This window comes from Arcticibacter pallidicorallinus, from assembly GCF_003002875.1.
Lineage (GTDB): Bacteria > Bacteroidota > Bacteroidia > Sphingobacteriales > Sphingobacteriaceae > Arcticibacter > Arcticibacter pallidicorallinus.
This window is the reverse complement of sequence record NZ_PVTH01000004.1, coordinates 346,724-371,241: the sequence shown is the minus strand read 5'-3', so window position 1 is coordinate 371,241 and position 24,518 is coordinate 346,724. Positions and strand designations below refer to the sequence as shown.

General features: G+C 43.2%; 12 protein-coding genes. 7 read left to right on the top strand and 5 right to left on the bottom strand.

The features are described 5' to 3' along the window. Positions 1–3: 3 nt before the first annotated feature. Genes B0I27_RS08815 through B0I27_RS08805 form a run of 3 tightly spaced genes read left to right on the top strand, consistent with a single transcriptional unit; the run spans position 4 to position 5,725 of the window. A complete protein-coding gene (locus B0I27_RS08815; protein WP_106292865.1) occupies positions 4–2,592 on the top strand; it encodes a glycoside hydrolase family 95 protein in 2,589 nt (862 codons plus the stop codon). 2 nt (positions 2,593–2,594) lie between these two features. Then, positions 2,595–4,496 (top strand): alpha-L-fucosidase, encoded by a 1,902-nt coding sequence (locus B0I27_RS08810; protein ID WP_245925465.1) that lies wholly within the window; start codon positions 2,595–2,597, stop codon positions 4,494–4,496. Between the two features lie 14 nt (positions 4,497–4,510). Then, the gene (locus B0I27_RS08805; protein WP_106292864.1) at positions 4,511–5,725 is read left to right on the top strand and encodes a glycoside hydrolase family 88 protein; all 1,215 of its coding nucleotides are present in this window, start codon (positions 4,511–4,513) and stop codon (positions 5,723–5,725) included. A gap of 97 nt (positions 5,726–5,822) precedes the next feature. On the opposite strand, the gene B0I27_RS08800 is transcribed toward B0I27_RS08805, so the two are convergent. Both B0I27_RS08800 and B0I27_RS08795 read right to left on the bottom strand, forming a co-directional pair. Continuing rightward, positions 5,823–7,340, bottom strand: coding sequence for a hypothetical protein (locus B0I27_RS08800; RefSeq protein ID WP_106292863.1), 1,518 nt, complete (start codon positions 7,338–7,340; stop codon positions 5,823–5,825). A gap of 135 nt (positions 7,341–7,475) precedes the next feature. After that, on the bottom strand, positions 7,476–8,396 hold the full coding sequence (locus tag B0I27_RS08795; RefSeq protein ID WP_106292862.1) for an AraC family transcriptional regulator: 921 nt from the start codon (positions 8,394–8,396) through the stop codon (positions 7,476–7,478). A 239-nt stretch (positions 8,397–8,635) separates the two neighbouring features. Between B0I27_RS08795 and B0I27_RS08790 the strand changes: the two genes are divergently transcribed. Further along, positions 8,636–12,844, top strand: a complete 4,209-nt coding sequence (locus B0I27_RS08790; protein ID WP_106292861.1) for a two-component regulator propeller domain-containing protein — start codon at positions 8,636–8,638, stop codon at positions 12,842–12,844. Between the two features lie 16 nt (positions 12,845–12,860). Here the strand turns inward: B0I27_RS08790 and B0I27_RS08785 are convergent, their stop codons facing one another. Genes B0I27_RS08785 through B0I27_RS08775 form a run of 3 tightly spaced genes read right to left on the bottom strand, consistent with a single transcriptional unit; the run spans position 12,861 to position 15,045 of the window. Continuing rightward, positions 12,861–13,238, bottom strand: a complete 378-nt coding sequence (locus B0I27_RS08785; protein ID WP_106292860.1) for a hypothetical protein — start codon at positions 13,236–13,238, stop codon at positions 12,861–12,863. A gap of 11 nt (positions 13,239–13,249) precedes the next feature. Further along, positions 13,250–14,221, bottom strand: coding sequence for a hypothetical protein (locus B0I27_RS08780; protein WP_106292859.1), 972 nt, complete (start codon positions 14,219–14,221; stop codon positions 13,250–13,252). Then, positions 14,218–15,045 carry a hypothetical protein gene (locus B0I27_RS08775; RefSeq protein WP_106292858.1) on the bottom strand — a complete coding sequence of 276 codons (828 nt, stop codon included), beginning with the start codon at positions 15,043–15,045 and terminating at the stop codon, positions 14,218–14,220. Before B0I27_RS08775 ends, B0I27_RS08780 begins: the two co-directional genes overlap by 4 nt. A gap of 140 nt (positions 15,046–15,185) precedes the next feature. Between B0I27_RS08775 and B0I27_RS08770 the strand changes: the two genes are divergently transcribed. Genes B0I27_RS08770 through B0I27_RS08760 form a run of 3 tightly spaced genes read left to right on the top strand, consistent with a single transcriptional unit; the run spans position 15,186 to position 24,515 of the window. Beyond that, positions 15,186–17,786 carry a metallophosphoesterase family protein gene (locus tag B0I27_RS08770; protein WP_106292857.1) on the top strand — a complete coding sequence of 867 codons (2,601 nt, stop codon included), beginning with the start codon at positions 15,186–15,188 and terminating at the stop codon, positions 17,784–17,786. A gap of 11 nt (positions 17,787–17,797) precedes the next feature. Further along, a complete protein-coding gene (locus B0I27_RS08765) occupies positions 17,798–21,307 on the top strand; it encodes a DUF6603 domain-containing protein (RefSeq protein WP_106292856.1) in 3,510 nt (1,169 codons plus the stop codon). A gap of 22 nt (positions 21,308–21,329) precedes the next feature. Further along, positions 21,330–24,515 (top strand): hypothetical protein, encoded by a 3,186-nt coding sequence (locus B0I27_RS08760; protein ID WP_106292855.1) that lies wholly within the window; start codon positions 21,330–21,332, stop codon positions 24,513–24,515. Positions 24,516–24,518: the final 3 nt, after the last annotated feature.

The following is a 24,518-nucleotide window of genomic DNA, read 5'->3' as shown; positions in this document are numbered from 1 at the left end:
AAGATGAATTTAAAAGCGAACTGTTGTTTGATAGCATTGGGGATCTGTTTTTCAAGCTGGGCTTCCTCTCCAGTTAAAAGCAAGGCATCCGCATTAAAGCTCTGGTATAACACGCCCGCAAGAGCATGGGAGGAGGCAATGCCTTTAGGAAATGGAAAAACCGGGGCAATGGTATTCGGCCGGATTAGCAGGGAACGGATACAATTAAACGATAACACGCTTTGGTCCGGATATCCACTCTCAGGAAACAACTCCGACGGTCCTGTTATTCTGCCGAAGGTGAGAGAAGCCATATCCACGGGGGACTATAATCGGGCCTCCTACTTATGGAAAAAAATGCAGGGGCCTTACTCAGCGAGATATTTGCCTTTGGGAGATCTTATTCTAGACCATCATCTGAAGGATTCTACTGCTGTTGCTTATTACAGAGATTTAGATATCGGTCATGCTTTAGCAACTACCCGATTTAAAGTAGGCGGAGTGAATTATTCAAGAGAAAGCTTTATCAGTCATCCCGACAAAGTGGTGATGGTAAAGTTAAGCGCCGACCGAAAAGGTGCTTTAAACTTTACTGCCGCATTATCAAGCAAGCTTCGCTTCAAAGTTGCTGCCCTGCAAAACGATTATTTGGTACTTAAGGGAAAGGCACCGAAATATGTGGCTAACCGAGACTACGAATCGCAGCAGGTGGTATATGATGAAAAAGAGGACGGAGAGGGGATGACTTTCGAAATTCACTTACGGGTGAAGACAGAAGGGGGCAATTGTACGGTATCAGGCGACAGTCTGAAAATTGCAGGTGCTACGACGGTGACCTTGTATCTTACTGAAGCAACAAGCTTTAATGGCTTCGACAAGTCTCCGGGGCTTGAAGGAAAAGATCCGGCGATTGAAGCCGGGGGAAACATGAAGCAGGCCTTGAGAAAGAGTTATGACGAGATTAAAAGGTCGCATTTGACTGATTATGCGACGCTCTTTAATCGTGTTAAGTTCTCTTTGGGTGAAGAAGAGGTAAAATTGACGACAGATGAACGCTTACGGAACTTTAACGCCTCAAAAGGCGACCCGGGTCTGCAGGTTCTATATTATCAGTTTGGCAGGTACCTGATGATTTCCAGCTCCAGGTTGGGTTCGCGCCCCACGAACTTGCAGGGGATCTGGAATGATCAGGTTCAACCACCCTGGGGAAGCAATTACACGATGAACATCAACACGGAGATGAATTATTGGCTGGCCGAAAATACCAATCTGTCAGAACTCCATAGGCCGCTTTTTGATTTCATGAAAGAGCTGGCAATAAACGGTTCAAAAACGGCAAAGATCAATTATAACATCCCGGAGGGCTGGCTGGCACACCATAATTCGGATCTATGGGCTAAAACGTCGCCTACGGGTGGCTATGACTGGGACCCCAGAGGTATGCCCCGTTGGTCGGCCTGGCCAATGGCAGGAGCCTGGCTTTCAACACATCTGTGGGAGCATTATTTATTTAACGGAGACCGAAAGTTCTTGCAGGAGGAAGCTTACCCGCTAATGAAGGGGTCTGCCGAGTTTATTCTCCACTGGCTGATCAATGATCCACACAGCGAATATCTGGTAACCAATCCATCCACGTCTCCGGAGAATACCGTTAAGATAGCCGGTAAAGAATTCCAGCTCAGTATGGCATCAACGATGGATATGGCCATCATCAGAGAGTTATTCACGGCCTGCATCGAAACGTCAAAGGTATTGGGTATTGACAGCGATTTCCGCCACAAACTTGAGGCAGCAAAGTTGAAGCTTTATCCGTACCAAATCGGTCAATATGGGCAACTTCAGGAATGGTATAAAGATTGGGACGATCCGAAAGATAGTCACCGCCACATCTCGCACCTTTTTGGTCTTTATCCCGGCAATCAAATTTCTGTATTTACTTCTCCTGAACTTGCAGCAGCGGCCAAGCAGTCGTTGATTCATCGCGGAGACGTCAGCACCGGCTGGTCAATGGCGTGGAAGATCAATTGGTGGGCAAGATTAAAGGATGGAAATCAGGCTTACAAGATATTAGCATCGGCTTTTACCTATATCGATCCCACGGAGAAACGAGAGCAAATGAGTGGTGGTGGCACATACCCTAATCTTTTTGATGCGCATCCCCCTTTTCAGATAGATGGCAATTTTGGCGGAACGGCAGGTATGACCGAAATGCTGGTACAAAGTCATGACGGAGAGATTGAGCTCTTGCCTGCACTGCCGGATGTTTGGAAAAGCGGGTATATCAAGGGGGTACGGGCCAGAGGGAATTTTGAAGTGAATCTGCAGTGGAAAAGCGGCCGATTGCAGCGTGCGGTTATTCTTTCGAAAGCAGGAGGTAATTGCAGGCTTAGAACGAGTACGCCTGTTGTGGTGCGTGGGACACAGACTCAAAAAGCTACGGGTGACAACAGCAACGCCTTGATTTACCATTCGGAAATACCCGTTTATAAAAAATCCGGGAAAACGGAATTGCCTTCCTTGAACTTAAAAGATACTTATGTTATCGATTTTCAGACGGTTGCAGGAAAAGAATATGTTATAGAAGCAGCTATGCCTTCAGATACTAAGTTTTAATTATGAACAGACTTAAAGTAAGCTATCCGGCAATGTTACCCGTTTTGCTGGCCATCATGCTGATGACTATACCTGACGGCGGAAGCGCACAGGTGCAGGGAGATGAAGACCAGAATATGTTTAATCAGGCGCAGCAGCGAGATCATCAGGCTGTTGAAAAAGCAAAACGCAGCTGGTGGACAAACGCACAGAAAACACAGTCGGACAGACTAGTGTGGTGGAGAGAAGCCAAATATGGCATGTTTATTCATTGGGGTATTTACTCAGATCCTGCAGGAGAATGGAAGGGAAAGAAAGTAGAGGGATATGCAGAGCATCTTATGCGTAAAGAGCAGTTGAGTAAATCAGCGTACAGCAATCTCGCCCGAGAATTCAATCCGAAACTGTTCAATGCAGAACAGTGGATATTAGCAGCGAAAAATGCGGGTATGCGTTATTTCATCGTTACCGCCAAACATCATGATGGCTTTGCTTTGTGGAATTCAAAAGTGTCTGACTTTGATGTATTCGATCAAACGCCATTTAAGCGTGATCCTATGGAGGAGCTGGCAGCGGCAGCGAAGAAACATGGGATCCGCTTCGGGTTTTATTATTCACATGCCTTTGACTGGGAGCATCCTGATGCGCCGGGGAATGATTGGGAATATTCCAATCCCGGAGGCGATAAGCTGCTGGGAGGCACTAACTGGTTTGATGCGAAGCCTGAATGGTTACCAAAAGCAGCGAAATATGTCGACGAAAAGGCTATTCCGCAAATTAAGGAGCTGATTGCTAATTATCAGCCGGACATCCTTTGGTTTGATACACCACATAAACTTCCCTTATCAGAGAATCTTCGCATTTTGAAGGCGATCAGGGAAGCAGATCCGAACATCGTTGTAAACGGGCGTCTTGCCAGAAGCGCATCCTTTAATTTCGGTGATTATATTAACACGGGTGATCGCCCGGCTGAGTTCAGGTCGGTTGATGGCGACTGGGAAGCCATACCGACAACAAATGAGTCGTATGGTTATTCCAGGCACGATATTAGTCACAAGTCGGCCAGGTTTTTTATCCAGCTTTTAGCCAAAGCTTCGGCAAAGGGTGGTAATTTATTAATGAATATTGGCCCTAAGGGTGACGGGAGCTTTGATAGCAGAGATACACAGATTTTGGACAGTATAGGGTCCTGGATTCATAAGAACGAGGAGAGTATCTATGGCACACGAAAAACACGTATACCCGTCCAATCCTGGGGAGTCATAACCGAAAAGCCGGGAAAACTCTATCTGCATGTGTTCAACTGGCCCAGGGATGGGATCTTAGAGCTGGGCGGTCTGAAGAATAAGATTTTGAAAGCATATGTCTTAGCTGATCCAAAGAAAAGCGCCCTGGAAGTGAGGCAAGCTGGAAACGCCGATTTTACGATTAAGGTTCCACAAAAATCTCCGGATGAGTCAGACGCTGTAATTGTTGTGGATATTTCGGGAGAAGTAGTACCCGATGTGGAAAGAAGGATTAGTTCCAAAGAAGGCATTAATCGTTTGCTTGCTTTTGACGCAAACATCCACGGGACAGGTTTCAGTTTCGGAGATGGGAAAGCGAATCGTTATTTTGCCGAAGGATGGAAGTCTGTTAATGACTATCTGACGTGGGATTTGAAGGCACTCCAGCGTTCAAAATACAGGCTTTTGGTCCGTTACCTTCCAGTAACAGAAGCGGGGATGGCTTACGATATCAATATAAATGGGTCTCAGTTTAAAATGACTCCTAAAGGAGGTACGAAGGATATTCCCGTTCTCCACGAACTCGGTGTTATCGATTTGCCCAACTCTTCTTTCCAGCTTTCATTAAGACGGCTGCATACAGAAGGATCGGAGCTGTTTAAGCTTCTCGAAATACAATTAATGCCCCTGGTTAAGTAAATAAATATTGAATTATGAAATATAGTTATCTCTGTATCGCTGTGCTTGCAGCTTTCTTTTATAAAGATGCTGATGCGCAAGAATTGAAAATTAACAAAGCCATTAAACACTCCGAAAAGCAAACTTCTGTTATGCTTACTGAAGTTATCAAGGCGACTGATGCTTCCACGCCTGAACTCGTATCTCCCCGGACGCTTGAAGAAGGTAAGTTAAAACTTGTGGCATCCCGGGATTGGACCAGTGGTTTTTTCCCCGGGGTATTATGGTACTTGTATGCGCATACGGGAGCAAACAAGTGGCAGAACGAAGCCAGGAAATATACCTCTAAGATAGAAAAGGAGCAGACCAATGGAACGACACATGATATGGGATTTAAGGTTTACTGCAGTGTTGGCACTGGGTTAAATATTACGCAGGATCCTCACTACAAAGATGTGGTGATACAATCTGCGAAAACCTTGTCTACCAGGTTTAACCCTAAAACCGGCGCCATTCTTTCCTGGGACCATAGCCGGGATAAATGGATTAATCCTGTAATTATCGACAATATGATGAACCTTGAACTGTTATTTGCGGCAACAAGGCTCACAGGCGACTCCAGTTTCTATAAGATCGCTGTTCAGCATGCCAATACGACGATGAAAAATCATTTCAGACCAGACTACAGCTCTTATCATGTAATTGATTATGACCCGCAAACCGGTGAGGTGTTAAAAAAGCAAACGCATCAGGGTTATAGTCATGAATCGGCGTGGTCAAGGGGGCAAGCCTGGGCTGTTTACGGATATACACTATGCTACCGCGAAACGAAAGATAAGCGATATTTAGAGCAAGCGGAACATATTGCCGACTACATCCTCAACCATAAGAATATGCCCGAAGATATGGTCCCTTATTACGACTTTGACGCCCCGAACATTCCGAACGAGCCTAGAGATGCATCTGCAGCTGCGGTTATTGCCTCCGGTCTATATGAACTCAGTACATTTAGCCAGAGTGCAAAACGATATAAAGAGTCAGCAGATAAAATGATGGTCAGTTTAAGTAGCAAATATATCTCGCCATTAAAGCAAAACAAGGGTTTTATTCTGCTGCATAGTACAGGATCCAAGCCATCAAACAGTGAGGTGGACGTGCCCTTAAATTATGCCGACTACTATTACCTTGAAGCTTTATTGCGGAAGAAAAACCTGGATGCCGGGGCTTCTGTGCTCAGGTTACGGAAGTAAACAAATAAAGTGTTCGTTGTAAACTAAAAAGCCTGATTGGATTTTCAAAATCCAATCAGGCTTTTTAGTTTACAAGTATGAGGAGCAGGATGTACCACTATCGGTTTTGCCTGTCTTGATATTGAGTCATGTATAGTGATTGAGGATGTAAGCCCTTCTTGTTGGGATTTTCCCAGAATCCATCAGGTCTTTCGGCAAATCTACCCTTGTGTTTCTCTCCGATCGTCCCTATGCTGTAGTTGGTTCCAGAAACCCAGGGACTTTGAATCGCAGCTCTTTTGACGGTACAGTTCCACAAGACTTGAGTAACCCCTGCCCAACCGTGTCCGCTTCCCCAGTTACCACGATCCTGGACATTAATTTCCCCATCTGTGACAATATTATCATATAAGGTTCCAACAGCCCAGCGATGATGGGGGCCGATATCAGCATGTGTTTTTGTTGATTTTCCGTTGTAGAAAACATTCGGTCCGAGAGTACGGGCGCCTGTTACAAAGTCATGACGACCTTGAGTAGTTTCCAGATTCATGAAGAGATTCTGTTGCCCGTTATTATTGAAGGAGTACCTTCTGGCTCCCGTAATCACTGATTTTGCGTCCAGGCATTTGGAATCTCTTACCGTAATATTTTTTGCAGCCTCGTTAAGGCTTACTCCGGCGTAAACAAAATGTTTAGCGGTAATATTCCTTACCCAACCGTTTTCGATTTTATTAAAAAGGATACCGGTCCAGCTATGTTCTTCGTCAGTGTCATGAGTATAAGCAGATTCGCAGAGAATGTTCTCAATTCCAACCTCGCGAATTCTTCCCTCGAAGCTCGCTTTATAAATACTCGCTCCACCATACTTCTGTTCCATCTGCATCATGACAGGGTTGTCGAGCACAATGGTGTTGCCTTTGATCTCGGTAATCTTTCTTTCAAAATGGAGATCGAAGTCCTCTGGTTGCCACTGCAGTGTTCCCGGGCGTGTCACGATCGCATTCATTTTGATATCATTGATCCAGTTTGCCATTCCCTTTCTGAAGAGGACTACTTCGTCCCCTACCTTGTACTGGCTGGCTGACTCGACGTTCAATGTTTTGGTTCCAACAGCTAAATAGGGGTCTGTGACACGTACTCTGGTTCCGGGAACTTCCACAAGATTCCCCGAGCCTGTCACTTCAATGAGCGGCCGTTGCGATGATCCGCTGGCAATTAGCCGTGTTCCGTTTTCGCCATCTCCCTCGCCTCGTAATACGATTCCGCTACTAAGAATTTTTATGCTGCCGGAAATCTTATAAGTTCCTTTTTTCAGAAGTATAGCGCCACGGAAGCCGTTGTTGTTTAAAGGCATTTTTGCAACTTCGTCTATAGCTTTCTGAATCACCTGGTCGCTGTTTCCCTTGGGTTGAGGGGATACGGACCTCACTACAGGGACATCAGGGATCTGGCGATCTCCGTGATGATATCCAACTCTACTAAAGTCAGGTAAAATATTCCCTTTTTCGTCGGGTATATATTCAAGCTTTCCGGAAGTACCGATTTTTAACAATTCAGACTGCCAGATTTTTTCGGTTTTAGGGGCGAAGGCCAGGATAAGGACGACGCCTCCTGATAAAAGGATTTTCTTTATCATGTGAGTGAACTCCTGATATTAGCATGCAATCATCCGACCAACATGCGTCAGGATCAAGCGAATATATAGACATCGTTTTGGTAGATATATGACCATATTGGCAATTGTATCTGCTATTTTATCTGTCTTTCCTATTTACTTCGCTTTTTTAAGATGTAAGAGTTCATCGTTTGTGAAGAGCGAAACGACTTTGGATTTGTTCAAAAATTCTTTCTGATATGCTGAGGGACTGTTACCTGTAACTGTTTTAAAGTATTTATAGAAGCTAGCCGAATTATTGAAGCCGCTTTCATAGCATATTTGTTTGATGCTGTAATTGTCCTCTATCAACAATTTACAAGCATGGCCTACCTTCAGTTCCAGAATAAACTGAGAGAATGTTTTTCCGGTTTTTGACTTGAAAAATCGGCAGAATGAATTTGGGCTTACATTGGCGATTTGGGCAATTTCTTCGAGCGAAATTTTCTCCTTGAAGTGCTTGAACGTATAGGCATATATATCGCTTACTCTTTCGCTTTCTTTGAAATCGAGTTTGAAACCCATGGAAGACAGAAGAATAATACCGGGTGATTTGGCAATCTCATGAAGGGCCTCCATTAGCATGAGCATGCGCTCGAAGCCATCTGTCTGAAGCATCTTACCCATAAGTGTGGCGACGGTCTTCTTTGCTTGTCCAGTAATTTTTATGCCCCTTTTTGCTTTTTCGAGCAACTCTCGTATAATCTTATTTTCGGGTAGATTCAAGAAAACCTCTCCGAAGAAGTTAGGTTGAAAATGAGCTACCCTGATATCAACGGGAAGTGTATTGGCAGGTTCAAAATATTGGTCGTCAAAGCGTGAAATGTGAGGCATTTCAGACCCTATCAAAACAACGTCGCCTGGTTGAAAGCGATTGATACTATCACCTACAAACTGAGTTCCTTTGCCTTTATTAAAGTGTATGAGTTCCACTTCGACATGATAGTGCCACTTGTTATTGACATCCGGTACTACATCCTGCCTAACATTAAACGATTGTGTGGGCTCCTTTGAAAGTCGTAATAATTGAGGTTTCATGAGAAATGGTTAGTGGCAGGACTCTGGTTAGCAAGCCTGCGTTCTGTCTTATTCAAAGGAACATTTTGTTAGGGTTTAGTGAAATGGACGAAAGAGGATATCGAATGGATTAAAACAGAAAAGAGCCTTTTTGGCTCTTACAGAGGGGGGATGCATGGCCTAGAGGCTGTTATCAGACTTTGTTTTGCGCAGCCGTGAGAATTGTATTAGTTTTAACACAGTAAACCTAATATTAGTTGATGCGCGCCAGACAGTTTTGTGTGTTTGTTATATTCACAGTCCTTTTTAACTTAATAGGGGCGGTATGTTTTTCGCAGTCTGCAGCTCCGGATTTTAAACATCTCACCCGCCAGGAAGGTTTATCGTCGAACAAGATTAACTGCATTACGGAGGACAAGTTCGGCTTTATCTGGCTGGGTACTGAAGATGGGATTTCGCGCTATGACGGAGTTCGGTTTAAGTTTTATAAAACAGAAGATGGCCTATCGGACAATTACGTAAACTCGATATCATGTGATCCGGAAAACGGGGATCTTTGGATAGGAACCAGAAAGGGGATCTCGTTTTTTAACCGGAAGGAAGAGCGATTTTATAATAACAGCAACGTGCTGCATATTGACAGTAAAGATGCGGTGGTTTTTGGAACAAGTATTCTGAAAATTTATCTCGATAAAAGAAATTGCCTTTGGGTTGGGACATCACTTGGTCTGTTTTACTTCAATAAAGATATATCTAACCAAAAAAATCCTGTATTTAAGAGTAGCCGACTGATAAGTAAGAAGGTTGTAAACGACATATTTGAAGACTCAAAAGGCAGGCTATGGCTGGGAACGGGCGGTCTGTTTCAATATGATCTGAAGAGAAATCTAATGCTTCCTTACAAGATGCCAAAGCACACGGCAAATGTTCGTTCTATCTGGGAAGATAGTCGGAAAAATCTTTGGGTATCGACGGGCGATTTTGGCGTTTTTCTTATTGACGAGTTAAGAGGTGATAGCCGGCACTATAGTAAGGGACATTCTCTGCTAACTAATAATATTACGGGAGTTGTTGAAGATGAACATGGAAAGATATGGATAGGAGCAAAAGATGGTGGTGGACTTTATGCATATGATTATACAAGCAGCAAGGTAGATTTTCTCAGCGGGCATAGTAATATTCCGAACGATCCGAAAGGGATTACCAGTAATGCTATCACCGCTATTTACCGGGACAAAAAAGGATATATATGGGTTGGCACCTACGCCGGTCTTAACTATTACGATCCTTATAAAAAGAATTTCCTTCTCTATAAGGTCAATTTTAAGTCAGACGGATTATTTAATAGCAATATCAGATGTTTCTACCAGGAGCTGGATGGAAAGATTTGGGTGGGAACACGAGATGAGGGTGGCATCAGTCAATTTGATCCGCAGAAGGGTACTTTTACCAATTATAAAAGTAACGCACGTGCGGAAAGAGGCCTCACTGACGGAAACGTATTGAGCATTACCTCACTGGATTCAGATCGGTTATTGATCGGGACAAATAGCTCAGGACTGTTCATCTTTAATACACGCACTAAAGCATTCACTACGCCTGTTTTAAGATATGAGAATGCTGCAGTAATCAAACGTGGAAGAATTCAGTTGGTCCACAAAGATCAAAAAGGCACAATTTGGGTAGGAACGACCAGTTCTCTCTGCATATACGATCCGGCTAATTCATCGCTAACATCAGTTCTGAAAATTCCGTCTGCAGTACAGATTTTTGAGTATGATGAAGATGAGATTTACATCATAACGCTTTTCTCCGGAATGTACAACTTCAACCGAAAAACAGGTAAGTTACAACATTATACCCCAGGTGATAAGAAGTTTAATTTGAGTAATGGGCGGACAAATTCTATTCAAAAAGACAATAAAGGCAATTTGTGGATAGCTACCAACAAAGGTCTCAACTATTTTGATGTTAAAAAAAAGGAGTTTAAACTCTATACAGTTGCTGATGGTCTCCCCAATAATATAATATGCGGAATATTAATTGATAAGCATGACAACTTATGGATGAGTACCGTGGATGGCCTGGTAAACTTCATCACTTCAACCGGCAAGATAAATAAGTTCAATATTCATGACGGTTTGCAGGGTAATGAATTTGAGAAGGGGGTATGTTTGCAGACGAGTGATGGTGCTATGCTATTTGGGGGCATTAACGGCTTCAACTACTTTTATCCTGACAGTATCAGGAAAAATCCCCTGGTTCCTACAGTCGTATTGACCGATTTAAAGATCTTTAACAAGTCAGCATCCATTAATTCGGAAGAGTCGCCACTTAGTCAGAGCATAAGCTTTGAGAAGAAAGTGCGATTAAGTCATCTTCAGAGTTTTCTGGAGTTTGAGTTCGCCGGGTTAAGTTTTACATCTCCGGAAAATAATCAATATGCCTATAAGCTCGAGGGTCTTGAGGAGGAATGGAATGTTGCGGGCAACAAAACGTATGCATCTTATACAGGTTTACAACCCGGTGAATATGTATTCAGGGTGAAGGCTTCAAATAATGATGGTGTTTGGAGTGAAGATGAAGTGGCGCTGCAAATTGAAATAACACCCCCCTGGTGGCAAACCAGTATATTTCGATGGATATCTGCAGTTGTGTTATTGGGACTTATAATCTGGCTGAATTTTTATCGAACCCGAAGCTTAAGGATGCAAAAGCGCAAGCTCGATCAGCTGGTAAAGGCCCGAACGGAAGTCATTCGTCGTCAAAATAAGCAGCTCGAAGAAAGCCGGGATCAGGTGGTGAAACTGAACAGCCGGATAAAGGCGATCAGTGAATATCGAATGCAATATTTTACTCATGTGTCTCATGAGTTTAGAACTCCATTAACGCTAATTATCGGTCCAGTCAACAAATTGCTGTCGGGAGCGGCGGATGCCTTAGAGATAAAGGAAAATCTAATGGTCATTAAACGCAACGCAGGAAGGTTACTTCATCTGATAAACGAGCTGATGGACTTTAGGAGCATTGAGAATAAAAATTTGCCACTAAGAGTGAAGAAGATAAACCTGACGACTCTGGTGGATGAAATAGCTGCTCTATTTGTGGAACTGGCAAAGGAGAAGCGAATAACGTTTGGGGTAGAGCATGAAAATTTTGATGTTAAAGGAGCCGCAGACGCCACCAAAATACAGAAAGTGGTTTTTAATCTAATTGCAAATGCGTTTAATTATACAAATTCTGGTGGGGAGATTAGTGTAAGATCAAGAATCACGATGACGCAACCCTTGCGTTCCGAAGAATCTGAAATTACTTTTGGCAAGTGGATAAAGAACTACACTTACTTTGAAGTTTCTGTAAGAGATTCGGGTGTAGGCATCCCGGAGGAAAGCTTAGGTAAAGTATTTAAGGAGTTTTACAGGGAGTCATTAACCAATATCGATACTAAAGGAACAGGCCTGGGGCTTTCAATTGTGAAGGAATTGATACGCTTACATAAGGGTCATGTTACGGTGAAAAGCACGGTAGATATCGGGTCGGAATTCCTGGTCAGGGTTCCAATAAATATTGATGCCTACGCAAGTGAGCAGAAGGAAAGTCCCGGAAGAGACGGAGTTATTTACGAAAAAGGGCAGGTACTGGATCTTTTAGGGGGAGCGGTTTTACAGTCTAAAGAAGGGGTTCGTTCAAAGTCCGGGAAGGGAAGGGAGCATGTGCTGTTGGTTGAAGACAACGAAGAGCTGCTGCAATTTATATCGCAGCAATTGGCGACCGAATATCGGGTATCCCAAGCGCGGAACGGCCATGATGGACTTAAGGCCGCAATAAAGTACACCCCTGATATCATTATTTCGGATGTGGTCATGCCGGGAATGTCGGGGGTCGAGCTTTTAATAAAGCTGAAAGATGATCTTAAAACCATGCATATTCCTGTTGTACTTTTAACAGCTAAAGCAGATATAGAAAGTCAGATGGAGGGAATGGAAGCGGGAGCTGACGATTACATCAGCAAGCCTTTCGATGTCGATCTTTTTCGGTTACGAATTCGTAATCTGGTTCAAAGCAGAGTGAAATTACGCCGGCTATTTTCAACATCAGTAGAGGATGTTCCTGTGGAAACAGGGGTAATGGACCAGGACTCGATCTTTTTAGAAAAAGTCATATCGATTATCCGAAATAATATATCCAACTCTGATTTCGGTGCTGGTGAGCTTGCGGATCAGATGTGCGTCAGTTTGAGTCTTCTTCAGAAAAAAATCTCCAAACTTACGAGTTATTCCCCTACAGAATTTATTCTATTGTATCGTATGAAGAAGGCGCTGGAACTTATTAAGACGTCTGGACTCTCTGTGGGTGAAATTAGCGAAAAGGTAGGGTTTAAGGACCCCTATTATTTCAGCAGGTGTTTCAAGAAACATTTCGGTAAAAGTCCGAAGCTATATGCACAGACTTTAGGAGATTCAAGGTGATGATATTCACGATAGGTTAATTATTCAATCTTTGTGTGATTTCCAACTTCTTCCCGTTGGTTCCTGTTACTTTTATCGTCAAGGGGTTGGAGTCTTTTATAAATTTTCCGGTATATTTTACTTCTTTCTCGGGGCCTTCAAGGAAGGTAAATTCAATATCATAGTCCTTGAATCGGCCGGTGAAATTATGAATGTCTCCCAAGTTATTCTGCTCATTTCCGGTAAGTGTGCTTTCATTGACGTCTCTCTCATCTGCGGTGAAAAAAAAGAAAGTATCTCTGTTACTCTCCCATTGATTAGATAGGTTGGGAACAAACAGGTCCGCAATACCATCGTCGCCTGAACAGCTTATCAGTGAGATTACGACAAGCAGGGTGGTCAATAGCTTTTTCATAACATGAAGTTTTAATTGTTAATAGCTTTATTGTTAGCCAACAGTGAGTTCATATTCGTTACTCTTTCTCCCAAGCTGACCAATCTTCTTTCCATTGATGAAGAAAATATTTCCATCTCTTTCTTCAGATATTCCAGGCTTGCCTTCTTTTTGTTCTTGTTCGTTTCTTTGTTCAGATCGTAAAAGCGATTGATGAACGTGTAATTCACTTCGAGAATAAATGGCCGATGAAGATCTTCAATTGCGAAATCAATCAGGTTGGAGAATTTTAGAGATAGCTCTTTGCTGTTCCAGTATGTAGCAATAGCTTGTTGATAGATGTCTTTATTTGCGTTTAGAAGGTTGAAAATCTCATTGTATGCATAAATAGATCCGTTTAGTTGTTCGTATGCACCTTTGTTTGTTAAGGAACCTGAAAGAGACAGGAACGCGTCGTTGAAGTTTCGCGATTCATTTACATAATTGTTTAGGGCGGATGATATCAATGGAAAAAATTCCATCCGTCCTTCAGCCAGTGCGCTTTCATCTATGTCTTTATTGTTCAGGAGCTCAACAATCTTGTCGTACCCTTTCCGACTTTCATCTTCCAGCTTCTTGATAATCTTATTCTGCATACTGGCTTGTGTACTCGCTATTTCTGCTCTGATTTGTTTGACCGGATCTCCTGCAGGCTTCTTGATATAGATGTCAATGAAAGTCCCTGGATCTTTAGGCAATATGGCTTTCCCCTCCAAAGGATACATGATTTCATATTGCTTAAGATCAGAAGATTCAATATTAACGTAGCTAAGCTCTTCAGAACACTTGAAACTTATTACTCCCTGAGGATCCGTACTTAGGCGCTGTCCGCTGATTATAAATCCGGAACTTTTGTATGGGGTGTAATCCGCATACCTTACTCTGAACTTGTAATTTATCCCCTGTGCCAGTATAGGCTGAGTTACCAGGCATCCGAGTGTAATGAAGTAGGCTGTGTATTTCATTCTACCTGTGTTAATGTAAGAAAATCATCCTGATAGACCGTTCTTAAGCTGTTATAGACTTCTTTGTTCCCTTTGAATGCGATTATCCGGATCTCGCTACCTGGTTTAACCGGTAATTTTGCTGAGAAATTTCCAAGGCTGTCTGTATTTGCTATATACGAAGTGCCGACAAAACGAACTACAGCATCAGGTATACCGGTTTTATCATGGGAAGAATACAATCGTCCCTGAAGGGTGGTAATTTCAACATCTCTTTGGAGTTGAATTATCAGATTGGTATGATCGGAGGAATCACTTAGCTTATAGATTTGTGCGTTTTCAGGATGATAGCCTGAGACGTTTAAAAACAGATCGATCTTGCGGCCTTTGTACTGATCGCTTATACCTGTGAAAAAAGCAATACCCTCGCTGTTCAGGATTTTGGTCTGCTGGAAGAGATCTATTACAACATTTACTGAAGCATTCTCTGGAATTTTGTAAGAAGATTGACTTCCTGTCAAACGAACTGCGAGAGATAAAGGACCTTTCTTTTCGAGGGGCCTGTACTGATATCCGAAGTACATGACAATGCAGAATATGACAACTGGGCCAGCTAAGTAGAGTTTTCCATTGCTTCCTGAGTTTTCATACCTGCTAACAGACTTCATTGCTCCTGCCAGAAAGCCACTGGCAATAAGGCCAATAATGATAATCAAAAAGAAGTAAACGGAAATGTCAAGCTCTATTCTTCGTCCTGTTTTTATAGTAAAGAAAAAGAAGACTGCAAATAGAACAAAACCTCCAATAGAAATATAGATCCAGGTCAGTTGTGACAGCTTTTTCATAATGGATGTAACTAAATCTACTCATATCTAGTCTGGCCCGAAATAGCTAGTAATAGCTATTTTATCTCGCTCATGTAGTAGGTAAATTAGTTAAGTAATCCTATTCCAATAAATAGCAGAATCGCTTTAATTCGTTACAGATGGCTAGTCCGAAATTGATCGCTGGACCCATTCTCAGAAGGGTCGATAAAAAGAAGGTTTCTGTTTGGGTAGCTTTTTCCAGCAACTACCACTGTTCGCTGAATATTTATGAAGGGGATGGAATTAAACTGACAGCATCTGGAGACAATACTTCTTCTGTTACGGAGGCACCATTAACAACAGTTAAGAATACGGCCCCCACTGTACAGTTTGGAGCGCGACTTTGGATTGCATTGATCACAGCAGAGATAAGTACTCCGGGTCTACAAGCAGATCAGATTTACAGCTATAATGTTTTATTTGAAAGCAGCGATGATCCCAGCGATAAGGGCGATTTACGAACAGAAGGTTTGTTGAGTGATGAGAAGCACGAGGAGCGGGCGCAGAAAGCAATAGGCTATAAAACGGACGTGTTGCCTACTTTTCTTCTTCCTTCTGATGATCCTGCCAAACTTTTTTTAGCGCAGGCTTCCTGCAGGAAAATGCATGGGCATGGAGAAGATGCTCTCTCATATCTGGATAAAGAAATTGAAGATTTTAATAAAGCAACCACCAAAGATATTCAAAAAAGACCCCAGCAGCTCTTTTTAACAGGTGACCAGATCTATGCCGATGATGTGGCGGGAATGTTGTTACGTTATACCGGTAATGCTGATGGTTTTTCGCGCGTAGGGGAAGAACAGATTCGAGTCAGGGAAAATAATACATCACCCATCGAACAATTTACAGCAGAACATGTAACGTTTCCCCCTTATCTCCGACAATATATCATGTCGAAGTATGCAGGCTTTACGAGTGGGAGTGCGGATTGTCATCTAATTGGCTTCGAGGAATTCTCTGGTGTTTACCTGAACTACTGGAGCTTACGGTCCTGGCACATTGACTTTTACAAGAAGGTAGAGAAGCTTATTAAGGACAATAAAGATTCGGTACTCAATGAGGTAGTGAGCAGTCTGCTCGACAGCGAAGCTGTAGAAGATGATCCTACGTTGATTAGTGTGATCATGGACAGGGAGAATCTTCGGGGAAAAGCTAAGGAATATGTGTTCGATGAAGGTATGCGCGAGACGTTTGCAAATACTACCAACGCGAAATTTGTCCAGTGGAAGGAGAAGGTCCGCTCAACGATGCGTAGAGAATTGAGAGAGTTAGCCAATTTTGCGAGTACCTTACCGTCTGTAAGCAGGGTTATGGCAAATGTACCATGCTATATGATCTTCGATGACCACGAAATTACCGACGACTGGTACATCACGCAGCGCTGGAAAAATCAGGTGTTGTCAAAACCTCTTGGCAGGGATATTATCCGAAATGGTTTGATGGCTTATGCCGTCTTCCAGGATTGGGGAAATGTGCCCGATGAATACGTTCCGATAGGAGATAGTACAGAAAGTTCTTCTGGTCTGACGGAAAAAACGAAGTTCATCCGTCTCGTAAATGAGTATTGCTATCGTGTCGCGAATAAATTAAAGTTAGACACCTTGGTTTCTGAGGTTATCGAACCTATGGAGATTCTTTTGGGAATGGCAGATGAGGCCTCTAAATTAAAGTGGCATTATAACGTCGCCACCGGCAAAGCAACAACGTACGTGCTTAATACACGAACATCCAGGACGTATCCGTCACTTAATACTCCTCCAGGTTTAATTTCAGATGATTCATTTTCGGAGCAACTGCCGGAGAATGTTGCAGAATCTACACCGTTTACAGTCGTCATTTCACCGGTTCCTGTGCTGGGGCTGGCTAGTTTTGAAGAGTTGATACAACCACTTGCAGCATCAGTGGTTGGCCTTTCTCATAACTCCGGAGCCAATCAAGGCGTGGTAGCGGGTGAGATAGAATTCGATTTTGAGGCATGGAGTTTTAATGTGGCAGCTTTTGAGAATTTGCTCGAGAAATTAGATAATTACAAGAAGGTTATACTGTTATCCGGGGATGTTCACTACGGTTCATCAGCAGTGCTTGACTATTGGAAAGGCGAAGGAACAGCACCAAGCAGCCGTATTGTCCAGCTTACATCCAGCTCTTCAAAAAATCGCTGGATGGAGAACATGGCATTTTTTAAGTCAGCTATTATTCAAAAGATCTTCACAGGCATTGGATCTGATCTGGAAAAAGTTGGATGGAAGGATAAAATTCTGTCGCTTTCAGGAAACGTCAGTATCCGCAATAGGCAGCGTTTAAGACAAAATCCTGGTGTGATTCCTGTTGCCGGTTGGCAGGCAGGTGCAACGGTGAGCCAAAAACCGGATTATGGCTGGCGATTGAAGTTTATAAAGGACGACCGCTCTTCAGCGGATGAGTTTTTTACCAGTGATATTGACCTTAACAACGCCACTTCATTAAAAGATGGATACAAGAAGGTAGTGCAGAGGCATCTTCAGACATTCGTATCAGGCGTTTCCAAGCGGCTGGTATGGCCATCACATGTCAGCAAAATAACGTTCAGTGCCGATGGAGAAGAGTGGAAAGTGAATCATGAGTTTTTATTTAGAAAGGGGGATCTTGATATATCAAAAAGATCTGTAGGAAGTCATATTACTCATGTGATATCATTGAAAACTCCGGCCGCCGAAATAGTTAAACCCGTGCTACCTTAACACTATTTGACATGGCTGAAGAAAATAAAGACTTCTTTAAATCGCTTCTATCCAGGGTTAAGGATATTTTAGCTCCCGGAATAAATCTGCTTAGTGATCCTCAGTCAAGAGCGGAGTTCCTGGGCAGTTTGGGCATTCAAGACACAGGTACTGCTTTAGCAGCAGCTCCTGCCAACAGTCTGGATGAGTACATAGCCTCGGAATCCCAGGAAGTAGATGCCTTTAAGCTAGCGAGCGCCCTTGCAGACCTGACTCAGCTCATGCTGTCGATTGAAGGCTTTTTCAGGGCGGCAATAGCTGCGGACAGCGATTCGGAATTTTCAGCGGGAGAGGCGCTCGACACTTTCACTAACATGCTGGTTCTGGACTACATTCGCAGACGACAACCGACTATTCACAGTACTATACGGCTTTTATCCGTTCTTAGTCAGCAGACGGCAGAACAGGGAGGTTCTGTTAAGTTCATTAAGGAGGTGGTATTTGGATTCTTTGAGAGGCTTGGCAAAGGCTTTGAAAACTTCGAATCTGAAGAAGATGCAAAAGTAGTGTCTGATTCAATATTCCTTCTTTTGGGTGCGGGTCTGTTTATCATAAATCAAAAGATACTTAAAGGTAATGGCATCGAGTCTGTAAGTATTGAATCAGGCTACGGGTTTGAAGGCGTATCGCAATCAGCCACTCCTGTGGCCGACAGCATCGCAGACCGTTCATTTACTTATTCTGTTTCATTCACACCCTTAGATGATCCTGATAATATCGCTACGCTTTACAACACGCTTTCACTTGTTCCAAAAAGTCAGGGTGGTATATCCTTGGTTACCGATCTGGCCGGTAAGCTGGATGCGACGCTTCCGATTGATGAAAACAGGTCCTTAAAGTTTGATTTTGCAGGAGAAGGGATATTCAGAGTAGGCGAGTCACCTGAGGCAGAGGCAGGAAAGAACAATAAAGCAGCAATTTCTTATACAGACACACGAAAGGATCCAACCTTATGGTCATTACTCGATAAACCATCTATAAAGATCGGCATAGGAACCTATATGGTCGGGTTTAAAATTTCTCCTGATGATTTTGAAGTGAAGACCAAAATCGAAATGCCCTTTAAGTTCGGCCGGGGAGGCTTATCAGGGTTCCCTTTTGAGTTGCTGCCAGAAAAGATCGAGGAGAAAATACCCATAGCGTTTGGTTACTCATTGAAGCGTAACTTCTTTTTTGGAGATGGTAGCGCAGGTACAGATCCTAAAGCTCCGAGTACAATGGCAAGAACTACCGGAGAGCCGGCAGAGGACCCGGGTCTGGTCGCTGGTATTGCGAAAATGGTTCTTAATGCAATTGACTTTAGAATTCCCCTGCATCAGAATGTGGGAGGGGTGCTTGGCTTGCAATTATTAAATGTCCGTACAGGAGTTGAAGGGAATTTTGATACGATACAGCTGGAAACTTCTTTAGATTTCTGGTTGAAATTCGGATCTGTGCTAACCCTGTCTGTGAGCCGCTTAGGTATGTTGCTGACGCTGGCAAAACGAGAAGATAATGGGGGTGTAGGAGGATATGACATAAGTCCCAAGATAAAGCTTCCTAACGGAATAGGTGTTCGGGTAAATGCTGAAATAATTAAGGGCGGAGGATTTCTTTATATCGACGAGGAAAGAGGCGAGTACTTCGGAGCATTAGAGCTGGAATTCAAAAATCTGTTTTCTTTGAAAGCGGTGGGGTTAATCAACACGATCATGCCTGATGGCTCCAAGGGCTTTTCGATGATCGTTATTATTACCGCAGAATTTAGTCCCATTCAGCTCGGCTTCGGATTTACTTTATTGGCAGTAGGAGGGCTTTTAGGTCTTAACAGAACGGTTCAGGTAGAACCACTGCGAATAGGCATTAAGACAAATGCTATTAAAAGTATTCTCTTTCCTGAAGATGTTGTTGGTAACATAAGCAGAATTATAAGTGATATACGCGAGATCTTTCCGGTAAAGCAAGATCAGTTTCTGATTGGTCTGATGGCGAAATTTGGTTGGGGAACGCCAACGCTCATTAAGATTGAATTGGGTGTGATTGTAGAAGTGCCGGATCCTAAAATATTGATTCTCGGCGTTATCAGTACGAAATTGCCGACAGAGGAGGCGGCAGTACTTAAATTGCAGGTGAACTTTTTGGGAGTGATCGACTTCCAGAACAAGTTTATCTATTTCGAGGCTCATCTTTTCGATTCCATGTTGGTAGGCTTTCCGCTGACAGGTAGTATGGCGTTTGTAGTGGCTTGGGGGAATACCAGCTTGTTTGCTATCAGTATCGGGGGATTTCATCCTGACTTCAAAGATTACCCTTCCGTTCCTACTTTGCCCGGTGCTTTTAGGGAAATGACCAGGATTGGTCTTTCACTACTCAGTGGCAAGAATCCGCGTCTTACTATCGAGTGTTATATCGCGATAACCTCTAATACGATTCAGTTCGGAGCCAAGCTGGAATTACTTGCCTCAGGACCAATGGGCTTCAATCTCTATGGCATGCTCGCCTTTGATGCCATCTTTATTTTTGATCCGTTTAGCTTCGGGATTGCTCTTGAGGCAACCCTAGCTATACGTAAGAATACCAGTATTCTATTCGGCATTCATTTCAAAGGTGTTCTTTCAGGTCCAACGCCATGGCATGTAGAGGGTGAAGTAACATTTGGTGTGCTCTTCTTTGATGTGACTATCGGGTTCTCCGCCACTTGGGGAGATCGGCCTTCTGAAATTACCAGGGTAACAGTTGATCTCCTGGAAAAGGTAAAACAAGAGATCTTCGATATCCGGAACTGGAGAACAGAACTAGCTGAACACCAGCATCAAGCTGTTACTTTAAAGAAGCCCGAGGATGAGGAAAACGCTCCTGTAGTGCTGTTTCCATTTGGAGAGCTGAGGTTCAGCCAGAGATCCATTCCGCTGAATTACAAAATCGAGACCTATGGTAGTCAGGTTCCTCTTGATGTAAATCTGATCCGGATTTCGAAAGTAAAGATTGGCAGTGAGGAGGAGGCTACAGATGATGAGAAAGAAATGTTCTCGCCAGGACATTTTACCAAACTTTCTGAATCAGAAAAGCTGTCGCGGAAATCGTATGAAGCATTGCCGAGCGGATTCAAATTAAAAGACAGCGGAAAGTTATTGACTGCCAGTCCACATCTTGATCCCGTTGTAATGGATTACGAATTGGATTATACTAATGACGATAAAAACTTACCATTTAAGCTTTCCATATATGCATTTGATAATATGAAGCGATATGCTGCAGCTTCAAAGTCGGAATTGAGCTGGCTTAAGACGGCTTCTAAACCTCTAAATTCACCTGGAAAGGTTGAAGTGGAGCATAAAGGGTTTGCCATCGCCAAGACGTCTAACCTGACTGAGTATGATGCCAGTTTCAGGGCTACAACTTTGGCGGAAGTCAATAACTTTTATGATAACCTGATTAGATCCAACCCATCTTTGGCACATGAGATACAAGTTGTGGAGAGGTATGAATTAGCGGAAGTATGATGAACAAATAAAAAATTGAGCGATGAGTTTTGGACAGTATCAATTTCTTTCATGGGCAAGACGAGGAATTGCACGGCATATATCTGAGCAGGATACATTAGGAGCAGCTGCCGGTAATGCAAATGAAAGAGCCGGAATTTCGATTTCTGTACAGATAAACGAAACCGTTTTACCTGACAGAGTTTTTGCCTTAACAGGGCCTGGGGATATTACAGGTATACAGAGCAGTATGATCATTCGTACTGAACCACCACTGGGCATCGCAGATTATGAACCTAATCTTCTGCCGTATATTGAATTCTATGATGAAGACTTCCCCTGGAGATATAGTCCTGCTTCTCCGGCCGGCAACAAAGACCATTTACGCCCCTGGATTGCACTTATTGTACTAAAGGAAGGAGAATTTGAAGATACGAAAAGGCGGGAGCCCCTTACCTCCATTAAAATTACTGACCCTACTAATCTCCCACCTCATGACCAGCTTCATCTATGGGCACATATGCACTCTAATCTTCCTCACCAGCAAAGTGAGTTTGAGTCGTTTATTGATGATTTAGAAGAAGATGCAAAACGCGACCCCGATGGGGTTTACAGCAGGGTCCTTTGCCCGCGTAAGTTAGAATCGAACGCTTTATATCATGCCTTTCTTGTTCCCAGTTACGAAACAGGGCGTTTAGCAGGAACGGGGCGACCTACGGCGGATATAAAAGCCCAGCAGCCGGCCTGGCCCTCTACAGATTCAGAATTTCCAGTCTATTATCGATGGCACTTCCGTACAGGACAAAACTTTGACTTTGAGTACTTGGTTAAGCTTCTCGAGCCGAGAATAATGGACGAACGTGTTGGATTAAGACCAATGGACTGTTCCAGGCCAGGCTTTGTGCAGGCAGATAAAAACGAGGAAGTATCCTCTCCTGTACCATCAATCTTGTTATTGGAAGGTGCAGTTAAGTCGCCAAGCGCGAAGTCAACAGTTTTCCCCCCGGCGGAGACACCGCAACCTTTCTTCGATGAGATGGAGAAGCTGGCGAATTTAAATAATTATCAATTGGAGAACCTTGAAAATGACCCCTATGTGTCAACTCCGTACTATGGCATGTACCATGCCATGCGCAAAGATCCTGCACACCCGGGAAAGAAAGAGGTTCCGACCTTTGTTCCTGAATCGGGCAATTGGTATAATGATCTGAACCGTGACCCACGGACCAGGGTTCCTGCAGGTTTTGGCGTCCGTGTAATGCAGGAAAATCAAGAGAGGTTTATGGATAAAGCCTGGAAGCAGCTTGAAGGAGTGCTTGATGCTAACAAAAAGATGCGGCTGACTAAGTTTAGTGCCGTTATTTCGCAGCAACTATTCAATAAAACAATTCAGAGTCGGCCAGCGGAAAATCTCTTGAGTTTAACCTTTCCTTTAGCTTCCCGCATTCTGACCGAAAATGAAACTTTGAAGTTTACTATTCAAAAGAGCATCTTACCAAAAGCCATTTTTAGTGCGGGATTCAAAAAAATTACCCGGTCTAAAACTTCTTTACTTAAGGGTTTGAACGTGCAGAACGTTTCTGGAAATTTTGTGAACCTTATGGGGAAAATGAACCAGGTAAACGGACTCTCTGCCAAGTCTAAGTCTACTTTCAAGGGTATCGAAGGTTTGAATGCCATTACCTTCTTTGAAGCGCCATCTTCGATTAATCAGGTTAAAGGCTATGCTATTAAATCTAATCTGGAGCTGGAATACGTTTACACTCCTCCGGCCAAAGGAGGCTTTAAGAATATTGATATTATCAAAGAAATAGATAAACCTGTTGTTTTTAATCCCGGAGTACTTAAGACATTAGGTAATTTGGGAGGGCTCAAGCCGGTGAAGCTTCCAAAGGAAATTGAGCGTGAGCGCCCTTTCCCGGAGGTGAAGAGGCCACCATCTGATGTGGATATCAAAGTAGCCCCGATTCTGGTCAAGGACGTAAAAGTAGTTAATCAGCCGGATGTTCAAAAGCTGAATTTGGAAGTAAACCTGGCTTTTAATCAAGTCAACTCGCGCTTTCAATATCGAGAACCTGAGACGCAAACTCAGGTTTTACAGATGGCATCGATTAAAGCTTATGTAGCAAACACTTTGAATCCCTCTGTCTCCTATAAGAAGCTTATTGCCGGACAGATAAAATGGCCGGGAGGGACAATTAAGCCACCCAAAGAAGATTTTCTGCCTGCTATGGCTTATCCGGATATTCCTGAACCTGCATACAAGTACCTCGTAGATATCGATAAAGAGTTTCTGTTACCTAACCTGCAGTTGATACCTCAGAATACATTATCACTTTTAAAGACAAACCAGAAATTCATTGAAGCCTATTTGATGGGACTTAATCATGAGATGGGGCGAGAGCTTCTCTGGAGGGAATATCCTACAGATATGAGGGGGACATATTTCAGGCAGTTTTGGGACACCGCCAATTTTGTAACACCAGATACCAGTCCCCAAAACGCCGATAAGCTAAAAGATATCAGGCCCATACATCAATGGGGCAATTCCAGCTTACTGGGAAGCCATAATGCACGTGATGCGCAGGGAGATGCAGAGCAACTGGTATTCGTGATCAGAGGAGATCTGTTGAAGAAGTTCCCAAACACTGTTGTCTATGCACAAAAAGCTATCATGATAGATGGTAAGAAAAAGATAAGGGTTGATTTGACGTCAGAACAATATGCAAAAGAGGTGCGATTTCCGCTTTATCAGGCTGAAATTGTTCCGGATATTAAGTTGCTTGGTTTTGATCTGACCATTGATGAAGCAGCTGGCATCGATGAAACTCCCGGTTTCTCGGATAAGGATGGATGGTTTTTTATTATGGCCGAGGTGCCTGGAGAACCACGTTTCGGTATGGATGTTACTTACAATCCAAACAAGCCAGAGAGTCAGACCTGGAATGATCTGTCGTGGGAAAACTTCGGAGGGCAGAGTTTGAAATTCATCAGGAAGGAAATCGTTCCGGGTAATACCGGAAAGCCGGGAGGAAACTTCAATGTTTCTGCTGGAGATAAGAAAGGAAAATGGGGAGCAAGCTCTAGTGATATGGCTGCCATCCTTTTTCAACGGCCAGTAATGGTTGCTACTCATGCAACGGAAATGCTTGATATACCTGTACCAGACAATAAAGTTAGCAACAGGTTCATTAGCCTGATTGATTATATACACTCTTCAATCCGTTAAATC